Below are 16,520 nucleotides of genomic sequence, written 5' to 3'. Positions count from 1 at the left end.
CATGAAAAGATATTTTAATTATTGCATAGTATGGGTAGGCATAATTTCTTGCCTACAGAGTTGTTCACTTGTCCGCGATCCCTTGGATTCATTCTCTGATGTGACGGAAGGGGTCAATGAGGCCGGTGAATATGTAGCTTTTAAAGATAAAGCATCCGTGCTCAGTCATCGCCAAGCGATGTATGACCAGATACGGAATAGACAGGAGCATTGGTATCTTGATCTGTTGCTGGTGGGCGATGCACATGCCGATAATGCCTATGCCGGTACAACGGGCGCTGAGGTGTTGCCTTTCGAAAACAATTCTATTGAAGGATCCAATTCCGTGCTTGCGCGCGACTGGAGCCGCTATATGGAAGATGTAGCGCTGGCCAACAAAATGGTGCAATATGTCGATTCCGTCAATGACAACAGCTTGACGACAAATGAGCGTCGCCAATATAAAGCGGAAGCGAAAATATTTCGTGCACTGGTGTATTTCGATATGGTTCGGCTTTGGGGCGATGTGCCTTTGGTCACCACCGTAGCAAAGGATATCACCTCGGAGAATATCGAGGAGGTCTATCCATCTTACTTTCCAAAGCAAAGTAGCGAAAAGGAGGTGTATGAACAGATACAGAAAGATTTGTTGGAATCGATTCCCGATGCTCCAGCAAACAACGCCACCAACAAGACGATCTTCAGCAAGTCGGTGGCGCGCGCGGTATTGGCAAAGGTGTATGCGGAGAAGCCATTGCGTGACTACGGAAAGGTCATCCAATATGCGGATGAACTTGCTGCCGATGGCTTTGCTTTGGAAGAAGATTTCAGTAATCTCTTCGGCATGAACGACAACAACACAGACGCAAAAAAACGAAATACCCAGGAGTCGATCTTGGAAGGTCAGTTTTTTGCCGGAAATGGCAATTGGGTGACCTGGATGTTTGGCCGTGATCTCACCAACTATAATTCAAACTTCACATGGGCCAAGTGGGTGACACCATCCCGCGATCTGATCAATGCCTTTCAACAGGAAGGGGATGAAGTGCGGTTTGCGCAGTCGGTGGTATATTACCAAACAAGTTGGAGCAACTATTACCCGGCAAGCAACTACCCGTTTATGTATAAAATTCGCTCAGCGGTTAACAGCATCATCAAATACCGTTACGCGGATATTCTGCTATTGAAAGCGGAGGCTTTGATACAGCGGGAAGGAGGCGATCTTAATGCGGCAGCAGATATCATCGATCAGGTACGCGTCAGAGCGAAATTAGCGAGATTGTCATCCGCCACCCGCGGCAGCCGCACGGCCTTGTTGGAGGCGCTTCTTAAAGAGCGACGCCTAGAACTGGCCTTTGAAGGGCAACGCTGGTTTGATCTTGTGCGATTGGATAGGGTAGAACCTGTCATGAACGCAGTTTATGCAAAAGATAGCGGTCGCCGTACACAAGTGTATCCATTTACAAATTATTCGTACCGGATGCCGATACCGCAAAGTATTCTTGACCAAAATCCAAACTTGAAGCAAAATTTGGGCTATTAGTCCGCTTAACAACCTATTTTATTAACATGGAAAATTTAAAGAAAACGATACTCTTCAGTAGTTTATTCAGTCTAATGGTGATGGCCTGCGGTTCTAGCGGCCAGTCAGAAGCTGTGCCGGAACCGCCACCGGGCAAACAAACAGGTGATGTAACCATCTACACCACTACCGCCGCACGTACGCAGCAGTTTAAAAAGTCGTTTGTTGACTTTGGTAGCGGGGCAAATATGTCTCCGCGGACTATTCGCTTGAATGAACAGCAACGCTACCAGACAATGGATGGTTTTGGTTCCGCGATTACGGGATCTACCGCTTACAATTTGTTAAAGATGACACCCGTAGATCGTGCACAGTTTCTAAAGGAAACATTTAGCGTAGCCGATGGAATGGGGCAAAGCTATATCCGGATTGCTATCGGTTGTTCTGATTTCTCGCTAAGCGAATACACGCTCAATGATCAAGAAGGCATCGCTAATTTTGCATTACAGGAGGAAGAAACAAAATACGTGATTCCTATTTTGAAGGAGATCTTGGCTATAAATCCGAATATTAAGGTGTTAGGATCACCATGGACAGCACCCAAATGGATGAAAGTGGTCGACTTGACTAATTTAACAGCCTACGATTCCTGGACGGGTGGGCACCTAAATCCGAAATATTACCAGGATTACGCCACTTACTTTGTGAAATGGATTCAAGCGATGCAAGCGGCGGGAATTGCTATTCACGCTGTTACACCACAGAATGAACCGCTCAATGCGGGAAATTCCGCATCCATGTTGATGTACTGGAATGAGCAGCGTGATTTCGTGCGTGATGCACTTGGCCCGAAGTTGCAGCAAGCAGGATTGCGTACAAAAATATACGCCTTCGATCATAATTACAACTACGACAACATCAGCAGTCAAGACGACTACCCAGTGAAGATATATGAAGATGCAAAAGCTGCCTCTTACTTTGCGGGCGCTGCATACCACAATTACGGCGGCGATAAGGCGGAATTATTAGATATTCACGGAAAAGCACCCGAGAAAGAGCTGATTTTTACGGAAACCTCTATCGGAACATGGAATACCGGTCAAAATCTAGGCAGACGCCTGTTGGAGGATATGAAAGAGGTGGCTTTAGGAACGGTAAATAATTGGAGCCGGGCGGTGATCGTATGGAACCTGATGCTAGATTCAGAGCGTGGCCCCAATCGCGAAGGTGGATGTCAAACCTGTTTTGGTGCCGTGGATATCAATATGTCGGACTATAAAACCATCACGAAAAACTCTCATTACTTTATCATTGGCCACCTTTCTTCTGTGGTGAAGCCGGGGGCGGTACGCATCGGTACCGAAGGTTTTACGGAGCAGGGCGTAGTACTATCCGCATTCAAGAATCCTGATAATAGCTATGCTGTAGTGTTGGCCAATGAGCAAACGAAAAATACACGGATTACATTTACGGACGGTAGTAAATACTTTAGTTATGATATTCCTGCACAATCTGTCGTCTCTTATACCTGGAAATAATGAAAAAGTTAATACACTATATCATGCTGTTTCTAGGCATGACGTCTGTTTGGTCCTGTAAAGAAGAATACCGCTATCCATTGGGCGGAGGCAGCCCGAGCCTAACGGTGGACGAGGTTGCGGATAATGCATATTTCGGCGATAGCCTAAGCTTTCGCGTGGCCCTGGCGGACGATGGGACGGAGCTATCTACACTGAAAGTTCAGCTGTATTTCAGCGGAGACAAAGTTTCCGAAAAAATTATCCGAACTAAAAGCTACGGCAATTACAATGCGAAAATTTTTATTCCTTTCTACAAAGATATCCCGAATGGAACGGCAGAACTGCGCTTTGTGCTCGAAAATGTGGGTATGGTTAAAGTGCAAGAAATGAAAGAACTTGCCCTATCGAGACCTGATTTCCCTTACCTGAATTTGATTACGGATTCGGAAACTATTCGCTTAGATCGTGTAGGGAACAACCAGTATAGCATCACCAAAGAGCTGCCACAAAAGGTGAGGGGCTACATTCAGGCGCCAGCATTTGGCGCGAATGGCAATGTCCTGAATTTCGGTTGGGAGAATGAAGCGGTTACGCAAGGTAGCACCCAGCAGATTCCGTTTTCTTACCTTTCACCTGGCGAGTACAGTATTTCGTTCAACACGTTGACTTACCAAGCAGATCCTTTTCAAAGTTATATGCTGAATGGTGTAGAGATGCGTATGCTTGATGATAACCATTATACAGCGGATCTCACACTTACGGCAAATCAGGAGATGATATTTACCGATTTTCCGGCATTGGACGACTGGTGGCTAGATACGGATTTCATAATCCGTGAAAATGGACAGATCCGTTTTAATGCGGCTCCGGGTAAATACCGTGTCACCGCAGATTTTGATCGTCACTACTTTATTGTGGAAGCGATGACAGGAGACAATTTAGCTACACTAAACGCCGACGGCACCGGTGCCATATGGATTATTGGAGAAGGTGTGGGGAAACCTAACTTGGGTAACCAGGTGGGATGGACCACCGAGAAGGCTTTATGTTTGGCACCTATAGGTGGCAAGAAGTATCGTATAACCTTGGTTGCTGGCCAACAGATTGCGACAAACAGCATCAACTTTAAGTTTTTCCATCAGAAGGGCTGGGGCGGCGAGTTTAAAAACGACGGGCTATCAACGAGCAGCGACCTTATTTTGGTCGGAAACGGATCTAACGGTCGAGACCCCGGTAACTTGGGTATTGTAACGGGCAGACAGTTGGTTGATGGCGCTACTTATGTGTTAACGGTTGACCTCTCCGCGGGCAATGATCAAGCTGTACTCAACGTAGAACGTAAGTAATAGTTTAAAAAACCTAATCAACAAACACTAGGAGCCGGGCTATCGCAGCCCGGCTTTTTTGTTCCCCGATAAATCTGTACCTTGAGGCGCACTGAACAAAATTTTCCATGATGAACATGAGCCTTACTTTACACATCTGTATGTTGTTTATGAGCCTATCGCTATCTAGCTTCGCCCAGCAATCTAGTCCTAAACGTTATGTCCTAGCCATACATGGCGGTGCGGGCACAATCTTGAAAAAGAATATGACTGATTCCTTAGAACGCGCTTATATTGCCGAATTAACCAAATCCCTAAAAGAAGGCTATCGCGTACTGCAAACAGGAGGGACAAGCGTGGAGGCGGTAAGCGCGGCCATCCAAATTATGGAAGATTCTCCTTTGTTTAACGCTGGCAAGGGTGCGGTTTTTAACCACCATGGTGAAAACGAAATGGATGCATCGATTATGGATGGTAAAACCCTGCAAGCAGGGGCCGTAGCAGGCGTGCACAGCATTAGAAATCCCATCACCGCGGCAAAAGCCGTAATGGAGCAGTCGGAGCATGTAATGATGGTGGGAAAAGGTGCCGAAGAGTTTGCTTCATCGAAAGGGATCGTATTGGTTGATCCTTCATATTTTTGGACAAAGCCCCGCTGGGATGCACTACAGAAAATCTTAGAAAGAGACAAAGAATCGACAGCCTTGGATCATGATGATAAACAGAGCAACAACAAGAAATATGTGGATGAGAAGTTCGGTACGGTGGGCTGCGTAGCCTTGGATCAACAAGGTAGTTTGGCAGCCGGTACATCAACAGGCGGAATGACCAATAAGAAATATGGGCGTGTAGGTGATTCGCCGATCGTCGGCGCCGGTAACTACGCTAACAGCCAAGTGGCTATATCTTGTACCGGTTGGGGCGAGTATTTTATTCGATCGGTTGCCGCTTATGATGTGGCTGCCATGGTCGCCTATGCAAAGCTTCCACTCGTGCAAGCAACAAAAACCGTTATGGATAAGATTGCTGCTTTAGGTGGCGATGGCGGCATGATTGCCTTGAACAAGGATGGACAAGTCGCTATGCCCTTCAATACTGCTGGAATGTACCGCGGTACGATCACTGCCGATGGGCAAGTAGAGGTTGCTATCTACAAAAATTAGCTTTCTTCCTATTCCGGAATACGGTAATAATGCATATACCGAACAATACTGTTTGCGCGTCGGTTTATGTAAGCGGAGGGACGTCGCGCATCCCATTTCTGCGGACTAGGAAGAATGGCGATTATAAGCGCTGCTTCCTTTTTGCTAAGGCTTTTGGCGGATTTATGGAAATAGTATTGTGCCGCGGCCTCTGCGCCATATACCCCCTGACCCATTTCAATGACGTTTAGGTATACTTCTAGTATACGTTTTTTGCTCCAAAAGATTTCGATCAATACCGTAAAATAGGTTTCCAATCCCTTCCGGAACCACGAACGATCTGGCCACAAAAATACATTTTTGGCTACCTGTTGACTAATTGTACTACCTCCTCGTAGCTTCTTACCTGCTTGATTTTTTTCAAAAGCTTCACGAATCGCTTTGGTATCAAACCCATTATGTGTCATGAAATGGGCATCTTCCCCCGCGATCGCTGCTCTCTTTAGGTTGTCCGACAGCTGCCCATAATTTAGCCAGTCTTTTTCGATTTTCCACTGCTTGCCAGCAGCCTTACGCTCCATCCCACGTTGTAGCTGTAAAAAGGTAACCGGCGGATTCATAATCGTCAAAAGCAGTACCCAAAAAATCGTGAAACCCAAAAACAACAATACTATGCGAATTGCCCAAATACCAATCTTCTGCTTCCAAGATGCCTTACCGCTTTTTTTTCTTATGTTTTTGCTTTTTGTTGTAGAGCGCTTAATTGCCATGACCACGAATTGTGTTGCAAAGCTAGGCGAATTTTTGATATTCTCCTAGTGGCGTGGTCAGGAGATGTATTTTCTTCCGCTATGCAAAGAAAAAGATCAATCAACAGACCGGTGTTGCCACTCGGACAGGATGTCCTAAAACCGAATTGCTAGCCACAAAACTCTTGTCAAATCGGGCCATTTACCTTATTTTTACAGCTTACTAAAAATCCAGTACCCGTGGCAAAAGAGAAAAAGCAAACCCCTTTAATGCAACAATATAATACCATCAAGGCCAAATATCCAGGCGCTTTGTTGCTATTTCGAGTGGGTGACTTTTATGAAACCTTTGGCGAAGATGCCATCAAAGCTGCCGGTATTTTGGGCATTGTTTTAACGAAAAGAGGTAACGGATCAGAATCCGAGACCGCGTTGGCTGGTTTTCCGCATCATTCGTTGGAAACCTACTTGCCAAAACTGGTGCGAGCAGGGCAAAGGGTTGCTATATGTGATCAGTTGGAAGATCCGAAGCAAACTAAAACAATTGTGAAACGAGGGGTCACAGAGCTTGTTACACCAGGCGTTTCCTACAGCGACAACATTGTTCAGCAGAAGTCCAACAACTATCTAGCTTCTTTTTTTGAAGATAAAGGGCTGTGTGGTATTTCGTTTTTGGATATCTCCACAGGGGAATTTCTAGTGGCACAAGGTAACCCAAGTTATATTGACAAACTTTTACAAGGTTTAAAGCCTACGGAGGTGATACTTGCCAAAAAGCAGTACAAGATGTTTTTAGAGCGTTTTGGTAGCCAGTATTATACCTTTACGCTAGACGAATGGCCTTACACTGGCGATTATGCGTCGGATCTTTTACATAAGCACTTCGAAGTGAAATCGATGAAAGGTTTTGGTATTGAGCGCATGCCGTTAGGTATTCTAGCTGCAGGAGTTGCCTTGCACTACTTGAATGAAACCGAACACCGTAATCTGCAGCATGTTTCCCATATCGCACGCATGGAGGAAGATCGCTTTATGTGGCTGGATCGGTTTACGGTTCGGAACCTGGAACTGATTGGCTCTGTCAACGAAAATGCAAAAACGCTTTCCGATGTGTTAGATCAGACGGCTTCGCCCATGGGCGCACGGTTGCTGAAGAGATGGATGGTAATGCCGCTTAAGGACCTGAAGTCCATCAATGAGCGCTTGGAGGTGGTCTCCTATTTTTCAGAAAGCCGAGATCTACGCGACGAGCTTATCCAAGAAATTAAACAGGTTGGCGATTTGGAACGTCTTATTTCCAAGATCGGGCTGCAGAAAGCGAATCCACGGGAAATCATGCAACTTAAGCGTTCGCTTTATGCTGTGGAGAAATTGAAAAACTTGACTGATATAGCGTCTTCGGAAAGTTTGCGCGTTATTGCTGAGCAGCTGAATGTGTGTCAAATCATTCGGGATAAGTTGGAACGTATGTTGCAGGCAGAACCACCTGTGTCCATCTTGAAGGGAAATGTTATTGCAGACGGTGTCGATGCTGATTTGGACAAGCTCCGTAAAGTGGCCTTTGGCGGAAAGGACTACTTGTTGGAAATACAGCGCCGAGAATCCGAAGCTACCGGGATTCCTTCCTTGAAAATTGCTTTCAATAACGTCTTCGGCTATTACTTGGAAGTTACCAATACCCATAAAGATAAAGTACCTGCAGAATGGATACGGAAGCAAACTTTAGTGAATGCCGAACGGTATATCACAGAGGAATTGAAGGAATATGAAGAACAAATTCTAGGGGCCGAGGAAAAGATCCAAGCGATAGAGAATCGCATATATACCGAGCTACTGCTGGATATTGCAAGCTACATCAAGCCGATACAACTCAATGCACAATTGATTGCCAAATTGGATGTGCTGTTGAACTTCGCTTGGATTGCAGAGAAGAACTTCTACGTCAGGCCATTGGTCACCGAAGATAGATCGTTGGACATCAAGGGCGGCCGACATCCTGTCATAGAAAAGAATTTGCCTTTGGGCGAGGATTATATCACGAACGACACCTACCTCGATCCAGAGACACAACAAATTATCATCATTACCGGGCCAAATATGGCCGGTAAATCGGCGCTACTACGCCAAACAGGTTTGATTGTGCTGATGGCGCAGATAGGCTGTTTTGTACCTGCAAAAGAAGCAACGATTGGTTTGGTCGACAAGATTTTTACACGGGTTGGCGCGTCGGATAACTTATCATCCGGGGAATCGACTTTTATGGTGGAAATGAACGAGACGGCTAGCATCATGAATAACCTCTCCGATCGGTCATTGATCCTGCTGGATGAGATCGGTCGGGGTACTAGTACTTACGATGGAATTTCTATTGCTTGGGCTATTGCCGAGTTTCTACATAATCATCCGACAGCAAGGGCGAAGACGCTTTTTGCAACGCACTACCACGAACTGAACGAATTGACCAATTCTATGCCTCGCATTAAGAATTTCAACGTGACGGTAAAAGAACTTCATAACAAGGTGATATTCCTGCGAAAGTTGGTACCGGGTGGGTCAGAGCATAGCTTTGGTATTCACGTGGCAAAGTTGGCAGGAATGCCGGCTAAATTAATTGTCCGCGCAGGCGAGATCTTAAAGCGGCTGGAACAGGAACGGACGGGAGGGGAGCAGATCAAAGATAGCATGCGTAAAATACAAAAACAGGCCTATCAATTGCAAATGTTTGCGATCGACGATCCTGTTTTGGAGAAGATTCGAGATATGCTTAATAACTTAGATGTCAACACACTAACGCCTGTAGAAGCGTTGATGAAGTTAGATGAAATACAGCGATTATTGAAAAATTAGTGTTCTTAGAACCGGAAAAAAAGCTGTAAACTGGCATAATTGGGTTGGATCGTGGTCAGCAAGTTTCGTTCCCAGTCGTAGGGGACATAATGGTAAGCAGCTTCTAGACCGATGTACTTTTTCCCAACGATATGTCGCATCAGGCTCAGTGCTAAGGTCGTTCGCATGGTGTGTATATTGTGGTAACGTACACTGCTGGTACTCTCGCCATATTCGTTGTCGAAGTAGTCCACCTCACTCAAACCGGTATTGGTCACATCATAGTATAATCCTACTTTCGGTGCTATGATGTATTTGTCGTTGTCGAACAATTTAACACCTACATTACCTCCTATACTGAAACTGGCACTGGAATTAACATGTTCAATTTCATCGTAAAGCATATAATCGAAAGAGCGGTCATTCGAATTAATCCGGATTTTAATCCCTCCTTCAAAAAGTATAAGTGATGCCATGCTGGATGAATAAAATAGCCCGAACGTAGGATTTGTTTTGAATAAGGGATCAGATCCCGTGATCGGAAATTCCGCTCCTGCGGAAATGATCATCCCCGAACGTAACTTGGAATCTTCACGATACCGTGCGGTTTCTGTTGCGCTAGGTATGGGGGCGGTATCTTCATACGACTGATAGAATTCATCCAGATGATCGGCAAAGAGTAGTGCAATATCCTCTTCTTGCTCGGTGAGGTTGTAGGAGGGCGAGTTCAACAGAGCGTTGGCTTTCAGTTTAATTAGCGAATCGATAGGGTGATTGAGCGGTACGTAGTTAAAGTCTGCTTTATTTTCTTGGTATATACGGCGATGCTCCTTCTCGACCGTGTAGTCCCAACGCATGGTTAGAATTTCATGGTAATTTTTTGAAAGGTAATCGGCAATTAGCGCACCAGTCGTTTTCCTTTCAATAAGTGCTTGGATAATGCGCATGCGTTGCGTGAATTCGTTTTCACCACAAGCACTTTGTATCGTGCCCAGTATGCTTTCTAGCTGCTGATAGTTGTTTTGCTGTAGCGCAGGAACCAGTTTCTCCAAGGCAATGGCGGTAATCTGTTCACAGTTTTGCAAATTGTCTTCGGTATTTGCTTGCAAATAAATTGGATGTGCAAAAAACGATAGTGAAAGTAGAAATGTGAAAAATTTAGCCATGATATGATTCTTGTACCAATAATAGTAAAATTAATCCGCTTATAAAAGGCATGATCAGTAGGAGACCGAAAATATAAGTTTTACTTTTGTATATGGGTTCGATTTTTAGGTTTAAGCAATTTGAGGTTGATCAAGGGGATTGTGCGATGAAGATCAATACCGACGGGGTGATACTGGGCGCTGTGGCCTGCAGGCCTAATGCACATCGGATCTTAGATGTCGGGACCGGTACCGGCGTTATTGCGCTGATGCTGGCTCAACGCCACCCAAAAGCACACATAGATGCCTTGGATATTGATGGTGAAGCCAGTGAACGGGCCGCTTACAACTTTCGGCAATCTATGTTTTCTGATCGTTTGTTGTCCATCCATAGCGATTTTAGAGACCATCGTGTTAGTGATTGCTATGACTTGATTGTCTCCAATCCGCCTTTCTATACCAACTCATTGCATAACCCTGACCCACGTAAGCAATTAGCGAAGCATACAGATAGCTCTTTTTTTGAAAATTTATTTGATTTTGTGAAGCAATATCTTTCAATCGAGGGGCAGTTTTACTGTATTCTTCCGGTTGCTTTAGCACAAGAACTACTCGAAGAAACGATGCCCTCGCGGGCTCTTTTTCTACAACAGAAGACTATGATAGCTTCATACCCTGGTCAAGATCCCATCCGAACCTTGCTGGTGATCGGAAAGACAGCGGGTGTACCGGTTTACGACACCTTGGTTATCTACGAGCGGCAAGGCGAACATACCGACGCCTACAAGGCGCTATTGAATCCTTACTTTTTAGCATTTTAGCTCATGAGAAAAATTGGTTTATTATCCGATACCCATGGATATTTAGACGATGCGGTGTTCCAATATTTTGAATCTTGCGATGAAATTTGGCATGCAGGCGATTTTGGATCTATAGACATTTTGGACAGCTTGGTTGCATTCAAGCCTTTTCGAGGTGTTTGGGGCAATATTGATGGAAAGGACCTCCGCTCCGCCTGTCGCGAGCATGAACGTTTTTCCTGCGAAAATGTGGACGTATGGATGACACATATAGGCGGCTACCCAGGGCGGTATGCTCCGCAGGTAAAACCCGAGATTGTATTGAACCCGCCGAAATTGTTTATCTGCGGTCATTCCCATATCTTGAAGGTTCAATATGATCCGGCATTGAATCTATTGCATCTGAACCCGGGAGCGGCGGGGAAACAGGGCTGGCATAACGTCCGAACCTTGATGCGGTTTCAAATTACTGAAGACCGTGTGGAAAATCTAGAGGTGATTGAATTGGGAAACCGTTAGCATTATAAGCTATCGCGCACTTCGAGCAAGAATTTCTTTAAGCGTTCCAAGGAATCCACAACACGTTGATTTTCCTTCACTTCATTTTTATTGGCTCGAAGATAATCCCGTGCACCCTGAAGTGTATAACCTTTGTCCTTCACTAGATTGAAAATAATCTTCAGGTTTGAAATATCTTCCTGGGTGAAAAGACGATTCCCCTTTTTGTTCTTTTTGGGTTGTAGAATATCGAATTCCCGTTCGTAAAACCGAATCTGAGAGGCGTTCACGCTGAACATCGTGGTTACTTCCCCCATGGTATAATATAATTTGTTTATTTCGCGGTCTTTGTACGGCATCGTTCACTTTCTACTTTAACAAATATACGACCTCTGTTCCATATTCAAAACTTTTTACACGGCGAATATATGCGGAAAAATTTCTAATTTCACGAGATGAGGGGAGTCATTGTCGTCAGCAAGTTTTGGACTAATTTTTTTTCGGCAGGCCGTGCTTTAGCCGTGACAATCTTTCCTTTTATTTTTGTGCGCTCTCTAGAAGCGCGTAAAGATACGAGGCTTTTAAACCATGAACGGATTCATATTTGTCAGGTTCTTGAGTTATGTATTGTCCCTTTCTACCTGTGGTATGCACTGGAATTTTTGTTTTTCTACCTGCGATACCGTGATGTTCAAAAAGCCTACATGTCCATATCCTTCGAACGGGAAGCTTATGCTCACGAAAAAGATTTGACTTACTTGGCGAGACGTCAATATTGGGCATTTGTAGCCCATTACAGGAAACCATAAAAAAGAGCGGTTTCCGTTTCGAGAAACCGCTCTTTTTTATGGTTTTTGTTGAACGACTATGTGTAAATTAAGCGCAGATAAGCCGCTACCTTCGCTTTGAGATGTCTTCTGTCGACAATAAAGTCCAAGAAACCATGTTCCAGAACGAATTCAGAAGTTTGGAAACCTTTCGGTAAATCTTTCTTGATGGTTTCCTTGATCACGCGTGGTCCAGCAAAACCGATAAGCGCGCCGGGTTCTGCAATGTTGATGTCGCCTAGCATCGCGTAAGAAGCAGTTACTCCGCCTGTCGTAGGATCTGTTAATAAACACACGTAAGGGATTTTTGCTTTTGCCAATAGAGCTAGTTTTGCCGATGTCTTGGCCATTTGCATCAATGAAAATGCTGCTTCCATCATGCGCGCACCCCCAGATTTAGATATCAACATGAATGGTGTCTTATGCGCTAGGCAGTAGTCGATAGCGCGCGCAATCTTTTCGCCAACCACCGAACCCATGGATCCGCCAATAAAATTAAAATCCATACAGGCAATCACAATGTCCTTTCCCTGCATCTTGCCATGTCCGCAACGTATGGCATCTTTCAAACCTGTCTTTGCCTGGCTGTCGGATAAACGAACGGGATAGGGTTTTGTATCAGCAAATGTCAAGGGATCGCCTGAACTGAGGTTCTCGAAAAGCTCCGTGAAACGATTGTCGTCAAATAAAATAGAAAAATAGGCCGCGGACCCAATGCGGATATGATAATCGCAATACTGACAAACGTATTTATTCTCAATCTGTTCACTATTTAATAAAGGCTTCTTACAGTTCGGACATTTATTCCACATGCCGTCAGGCGCCTCCTTTTTATTTTCGGTTGCAGTACTGATACCTGCCTTGTTTCTTTTAAACCAACTCATAAGTTCTCGATAATTCGGACTACAAATAAACAAAAAATATCCTAAAAAAGAGTATCGGTGCAGGGAATGGCTTTCTCCCAAAACTAAAAACGGCAGAAAATTGCCTGTAGAAATAATTTACATGAACAAATTTGTGCGGAGAAAAAAGGTCGATTATTGTCGGCGCTTCGTTTTGATTTTGCGCCCAAATTAGAAAGAAATAAAAAAGGGCAAGCTACTCTTATCGCACCGCTCAACCAAATACCCTTGCTTTGTTCCCAATCTGGGGGAGTCATTGGGAGCTGGTCGTAAGAGACTTGCCCGTCACAAAAGTAGGAAAAAAATAGACTTGTCGAAAATTTTTTCTAAACGAAGATGTAGACTATTGATAGTCAGTAAACAAAAATTACATTTTGTCGTTTGCATATTCGCCTTTGAGCGCAAAATAGCCGAATATGGCCAACCCAACGCTAACTATAGGGGTGAGAATAAACAAGATGATGAGACCAAAGACCAAGTCTTCCTGTTGTCCCGTCCTTAATTTGGGGAGGCCAAAGTAAAAAATACTGAAATAAGCCGTGAGCAAAGCGAGGATGATCCACACCATGCCCAATATTTTTTTTATATTTCCCATAACATTACTTTATTTGGTTTGCAGTCATTGTTTTCGTAATATAGATGGAACCGATAACAAAGCAAATCGATGCGACGATGATCGGATACCAAAGCCCAGATAGATAAAAATCGGACTGCCCTTTTGTTTGCGCATTGCTAGCCAGATAGGTGGATACGGCCGGCAAGAGGCCCCCGAAAATACCATTTCCAATATGATAGGGCAGCGACATGGAGGTATACCGGATTTTAACCGGGAATATTTCTACCAAGAAGGCCGCTATAGGACCATAGACCAAGGTAATGTAGATAATCTGTATAAATATCAATCCAACCAAGAGGGCATAGTTCGATCCTTTTAGGAAAACCGTAGTTCGGGAACTTTCCTGCGGCATCCCATCTTTTAAAATAGGATTATTCGCTTCTGTGATCTGGGTAGTGACAGCTTGTGTCACCTCGGTACCGTCTGTAAAGGTTTTGCTGGTTCTTGTTACACGATTATGCGAATCACCGTGTTTGACGAAGCTTGTTTCAACGGCACGCAAATCCAGTCGCTCTGTTTTTGTTTGGATATTGGTTAATTGATACATACATGCATAGATCGGCCGATAGGTGCATATGGCGAGCAACATGCCAGCAAGCATAACCCACTTGCGGCCTACCTTATCGCTTAGTCTACCAAACACCACAAAAAACGGCGTCCCCAGGAGAAGGGCTATACCCAAAATGAGATCGGCTTGATCGGTGTGAAGAAACATCACTGTTTTCATAAAGCTCATCGAATAAAACTGACCGGTGTACCAAACCACGCCTTGTCCCATGGCCGCCCCAAACAAAGCCAGCAATACATATTTTAAATTATAGATGTTGCCGAAGCTCTCTTTCAACGGATTCTTTGCCGTTTTTCCTTCTGCCTTTGCTTTTGTGAATTCCGGGGATTCATCCATATTCTTGCGGATCAGGTAAGAAACGAAAACCATAAAGATCGATAATACAAACGGTATCCGCCAACCCCACTCGTCAAATTGGGATTCACTGAGGAATAAACGTGTGAGAAGGATAACCACAAGCGATATGAAGAGGCCAAAGGTTGCCGTGGTTTGTATCCAAGATGTCCAATAACCGCGCTCGCCTTCTGGGCTATGTTCAGCGACATAGGTCGCAGCACCGCCGTACTCGCCACCCAGGGCTAAGCCCTGCAACAAACGCAACACAAGCACGATAAGTGGAGCTAGGAAACCGATGCTTTCATAACTCGGTGTGCAACCGATAAGAAAGGTCGCTCCCCCCATCAACATGAGCGTAACCATAAAGGTATATTTTCGTCCAATAAGGTCGCCTAATCTTCCAAAGAAAAGTGCACCGAAAGGGCGGACAACGAAGCCTGCCGCAAAAGTGGCGAGCGTGGAGAGAAAAGCTGCAGTCGGATTGTCGGCGGGAAAAAATTTAGTTGATAGCACCACGGAAAGACTACCGAAAATAAAGAAATCGTACCACTCAATCAATGTGCCCAAGGAGGATGCGCCAATCACCTTCCATAACGTTTTGTTTTTATTTTGCATAGGTTGTTTAGGTTTTCAGGTTCAGATTACAATAGTTTATATGTTTTACCAGGCAAAGCGACAATGTGGTTGTTCATCTCCATTTCCAAAAGCACCATGGCGAGCTTGCTCATTGGCCATGCTAGCTGTTGTGCTATATCATCGATATTAGATGTTTCGTTCTCCTGAATCAGCCGATAAACCCTTTGTTGATCCGTGGACATGTCCGTCGGAAGTAGTTGCAGCTGTTTCGCACACCCCTGTTTCGCACTGTCCTTCCAATCCATCAGATAAAATAAGTCTTGGGCATGGCGGATAAGGTGTGCTCGATTAGTTTTGATAAGGTAGTTACATCCGGCTGAATATTCCTGATCTATTCTTCCGGGGAATGCACAAACATCGCGATGGTAGCTATTGGCAATTTCAGCGGTGATTAAAGCACCGCCTTTCCGGGCTGCTTCGACTACGATTGTCACGTCGCTAAGCCCAGCAATAATCCGATTGCGTGCCGGGAAGTTGTTTCGCTCGGGTATCGTGCCCGACGGAAATTCGGTGATTAGGCCGCCGTCCGCCAGCATGCGGGAGGCCACGTCGCGATGTGCCGCTGGATAGATCATATCTAAACCATGCCCGAGTACAGCAACGGTAGAAACACCATGCTTCAGCGACTGTCTGTGCGCATGGACGTCGATGCCATATGCCAAGCCGCTAACAACCAATATGTTTTGTTCTTGAAAGGCCGCTAGCAGCTCTTCACACAGTTGCTTTCCATAGGATGTCGCGTTTCTCGTCCCAACAATGCTCACACATCGTTGCGGGTTGAGCGTTGCACTTCCCTTGTAATATAGTAGAAGCGGCGCATCGTCGCAGTACAATAGGCGTTTAGGATAGTTCTCGTCCTCAATCCATAAGAGATCTATGCCATGCTTTTCGACAAATTGCAGTTCTTTTTCTGCGTCGGATAGATAGTTTTTTGATAAAATGGCCTCGACAGTAGTCTGCCCGATCTGAGGAATACGCAGCAATTCTTTCTTCTTCGACCGGAAAATACCGTCCACAGATCCACAATGAGCCAGTAGATTACGGGCGGTCTTCGGTCCAACACCTTTAATTTTAGTCAGTGCTATCTGTTGCAGTTTGTTCATAATTGGAACCTAAAAATAAGAATTTT

15 protein-coding genes and 1 other RNA gene are annotated in these 16,520 nt (G+C 44.9%); 8 read left to right on the top strand and 8 right to left on the bottom strand.

The features are described from left to right. Position 1 precedes the first annotated feature (1 nt). The 4 genes from IE165_RS03655 (at position 2) to IE165_RS03640 (ending at position 5,509) form a co-directional block, all read left to right on the top strand. Entirely contained in the window at positions 2-1,522 is a 1,521-nt protein-coding gene (locus IE165_RS03655) for a RagB/SusD family nutrient uptake outer membrane protein (protein ID WP_189625245.1), read from the top strand. A gap of 26 nt (positions 1,523-1,548) precedes the next feature. Next, a complete protein-coding gene (locus IE165_RS03650; protein ID WP_189625244.1) occupies positions 1,549-3,039 on the top strand; it encodes an endo-1,6-beta-glucanase in 1,491 nt (496 codons plus the stop codon). Then, positions 3,039-4,367: a DUF5125 domain-containing protein gene (locus IE165_RS03645; RefSeq protein ID WP_189625243.1), complete on the top strand. Its 1,329-nt coding sequence runs from the start codon at positions 3,039-3,041 to the stop codon at positions 4,365-4,367. The genes IE165_RS03650 and IE165_RS03645 overlap by 1 nt, the downstream gene beginning before the upstream one ends. Positions 4,368-4,483: 116 nt before the next feature. Continuing rightward, positions 4,484-5,509, top strand: coding sequence for an isoaspartyl peptidase/L-asparaginase family protein (locus IE165_RS03640; protein WP_229826316.1), 1,026 nt, complete (start codon positions 4,484-4,486; stop codon positions 5,507-5,509). 8 nt (positions 5,510-5,517) lie between these two features. On the opposite strand, the gene mtgA is transcribed toward IE165_RS03640, so the two are convergent. Then, positions 5,518-6,258, bottom strand: coding sequence for a monofunctional biosynthetic peptidoglycan transglycosylase (gene mtgA, locus IE165_RS03635; RefSeq protein WP_189625241.1), 741 nt, complete (start codon positions 6,256-6,258; stop codon positions 5,518-5,520). A 219-nt stretch (positions 6,259-6,477) separates the two neighbouring features. Here mtgA and mutS point away from each other — a divergent pair, with 219 nt between their 5' ends. Next, on the top strand, positions 6,478-9,084 hold the full coding sequence (gene mutS, locus IE165_RS03630) for a DNA mismatch repair protein MutS (RefSeq protein WP_229826314.1): 2,607 nt from the start codon (positions 6,478-6,480) through the stop codon (positions 9,082-9,084). 5 nt (positions 9,085-9,089) lie between these two features. Here mutS and IE165_RS03625 read toward each other — a convergent pair whose 3' ends face one another. Next, positions 9,090-10,229 carry a hypothetical protein gene (locus tag IE165_RS03625; protein ID WP_189625240.1) on the bottom strand — a complete coding sequence of 380 codons (1,140 nt, stop codon included), beginning with the start codon at positions 10,227-10,229 and terminating at the stop codon, positions 9,090-9,092. A 92-nt stretch (positions 10,230-10,321) separates the two neighbouring features. On the opposite strand from IE165_RS03625, the gene IE165_RS03620 reads away from it, so the two are divergent. Both IE165_RS03620 and IE165_RS03615 read left to right on the top strand, forming a co-directional pair. Beyond that, entirely contained in the window at positions 10,322-11,029 is a 708-nt protein-coding gene (locus IE165_RS03620; protein WP_189625239.1) for a tRNA1(Val) (adenine(37)-N6)-methyltransferase, read from the top strand. Between the two features lie 3 nt (positions 11,030-11,032). Next, complete coding sequence (locus tag IE165_RS03615; protein WP_189625238.1) at positions 11,033-11,527, top strand: metallophosphoesterase family protein; 495 nt, start codon at positions 11,033-11,035, stop codon at positions 11,525-11,527. Positions 11,528-11,529: 2 nt separating this feature from the next. Here IE165_RS03615 and IE165_RS03610 read toward each other — a convergent pair whose 3' ends face one another. Then, positions 11,530-11,865: a MerR family transcriptional regulator gene (locus IE165_RS03610; RefSeq protein ID WP_189625237.1), complete on the bottom strand. Its 336-nt coding sequence runs from the start codon at positions 11,863-11,865 to the stop codon at positions 11,530-11,532. A 96-nt stretch (positions 11,866-11,961) separates the two neighbouring features. On the opposite strand from IE165_RS03610, the gene IE165_RS03605 reads away from it, so the two are divergent. After that, positions 11,962-12,315 (top strand): hypothetical protein, encoded by a 354-nt coding sequence (locus IE165_RS03605; RefSeq protein ID WP_229826312.1) that lies wholly within the window; start codon positions 11,962-11,964, stop codon positions 12,313-12,315. A gap of 56 nt (positions 12,316-12,371) precedes the next feature. On the opposite strand, the gene accD is transcribed toward IE165_RS03605, so the two are convergent. From accD to dprA, 5 genes are all read right to left on the bottom strand, one after another. Further along, positions 12,372-13,217 carry an acetyl-CoA carboxylase, carboxyltransferase subunit beta gene (gene accD, locus IE165_RS03600; RefSeq protein WP_189625236.1) on the bottom strand — a complete coding sequence of 282 codons (846 nt, stop codon included), beginning with the start codon at positions 13,215-13,217 and terminating at the stop codon, positions 12,372-12,374. Between the two features lie 204 nt (positions 13,218-13,421). After that, positions 13,422-13,519: signal recognition particle sRNA small type (gene ffs, locus IE165_RS03595), an RNA gene on the bottom strand. A gap of 83 nt (positions 13,520-13,602) precedes the next feature. Next, on the bottom strand, positions 13,603-13,830 hold the full coding sequence (locus tag IE165_RS03590) for a DUF6814 family protein (protein WP_189625235.1): 228 nt from the start codon (positions 13,828-13,830) through the stop codon (positions 13,603-13,605). A gap of 4 nt (positions 13,831-13,834) precedes the next feature. Next, a complete protein-coding gene (locus IE165_RS03585) occupies positions 13,835-15,370 on the bottom strand; it encodes an MFS transporter (RefSeq protein ID WP_189625234.1) in 1,536 nt (511 codons plus the stop codon). 26 nt (positions 15,371-15,396) lie between these two features. Next, on the bottom strand, positions 15,397-16,494 hold the full coding sequence (dprA, locus tag IE165_RS03580; RefSeq protein ID WP_189625233.1) for a DNA-processing protein DprA: 1,098 nt from the start codon (positions 16,492-16,494) through the stop codon (positions 15,397-15,399). Positions 16,495-16,520: the final 26 nt, after the last annotated feature.

Origin of the sequence: Sphingobacterium griseoflavum (assembly GCF_014653155.1) — a bacterium.
Classification (GTDB): domain Bacteria; phylum Bacteroidota; class Bacteroidia; order Sphingobacteriales; family Sphingobacteriaceae; genus Sphingobacterium; species Sphingobacterium griseoflavum.
Note: the sequence above shows the minus strand (reverse complement) of the source record. Positions and strands in the feature narration are given on the sequence as shown.

Bases quoted from the DNA above. Each gene is read 5' to 3' on its own strand.
- IE165_RS03655 (WP_189625245.1), top strand. From the start codon at position 2: ATGAAAAGATATTTTAATTATTGCATAGTATGGGTAGGCATAATTTCT.
- IE165_RS03615 (WP_189625238.1), top strand. From the start codon at position 11,033: ATGAGAAAAATTGGTTTATTATCCGATACCCATGGATATTTAGACGAT.
- IE165_RS03640 (WP_229826316.1), top strand. From the start codon at position 4,484: ATGAGCCTTACTTTACACATCTGTATGTTGTTTATGAGCCTATCGCTA.
- mtgA (WP_189625241.1), bottom strand. From the start codon at position 6,258: ATGGCAATTAAGCGCTCTACAACAAAAAGCAAAAACATAAGAAAAAAA.
- accD (WP_189625236.1), bottom strand. From the start codon at position 13,217: ATGAGTTGGTTTAAAAGAAACAAGGCAGGTATCAGTACTGCAACCGAA.
- IE165_RS03625 (WP_189625240.1), bottom strand. From the start codon at position 10,229: ATGGCTAAATTTTTCACATTTCTACTTTCACTATCGTTTTTTGCACAT.
- dprA (WP_189625233.1), bottom strand. From the start codon at position 16,494: ATGAACAAACTGCAACAGATAGCACTGACTAAAATTAAAGGTGTTGGA.
- IE165_RS03645 (WP_189625243.1), top strand. From the start codon at position 3,039: ATGAAAAAGTTAATACACTATATCATGCTGTTTCTAGGCATGACGTCT.
- IE165_RS03590 (WP_189625235.1), bottom strand. From the start codon at position 13,830: ATGGGAAATATAAAAAAAATATTGGGCATGGTGTGGATCATCCTCGCT.
- IE165_RS03605 (WP_229826312.1), top strand. From the start codon at position 11,962: ATGAGGGGAGTCATTGTCGTCAGCAAGTTTTGGACTAATTTTTTTTCG.
- IE165_RS03610 (WP_189625237.1), bottom strand. From the start codon at position 11,865: ATGCCGTACAAAGACCGCGAAATAAACAAATTATATTATACCATGGGG.
- IE165_RS03620 (WP_189625239.1), top strand. From the start codon at position 10,322: ATGGGTTCGATTTTTAGGTTTAAGCAATTTGAGGTTGATCAAGGGGAT.
- IE165_RS03650 (WP_189625244.1), top strand. From the start codon at position 1,549: ATGGAAAATTTAAAGAAAACGATACTCTTCAGTAGTTTATTCAGTCTA.
- IE165_RS03585 (WP_189625234.1), bottom strand. From the start codon at position 15,370: ATGCAAAATAAAAACAAAACGTTATGGAAGGTGATTGGCGCATCCTCC.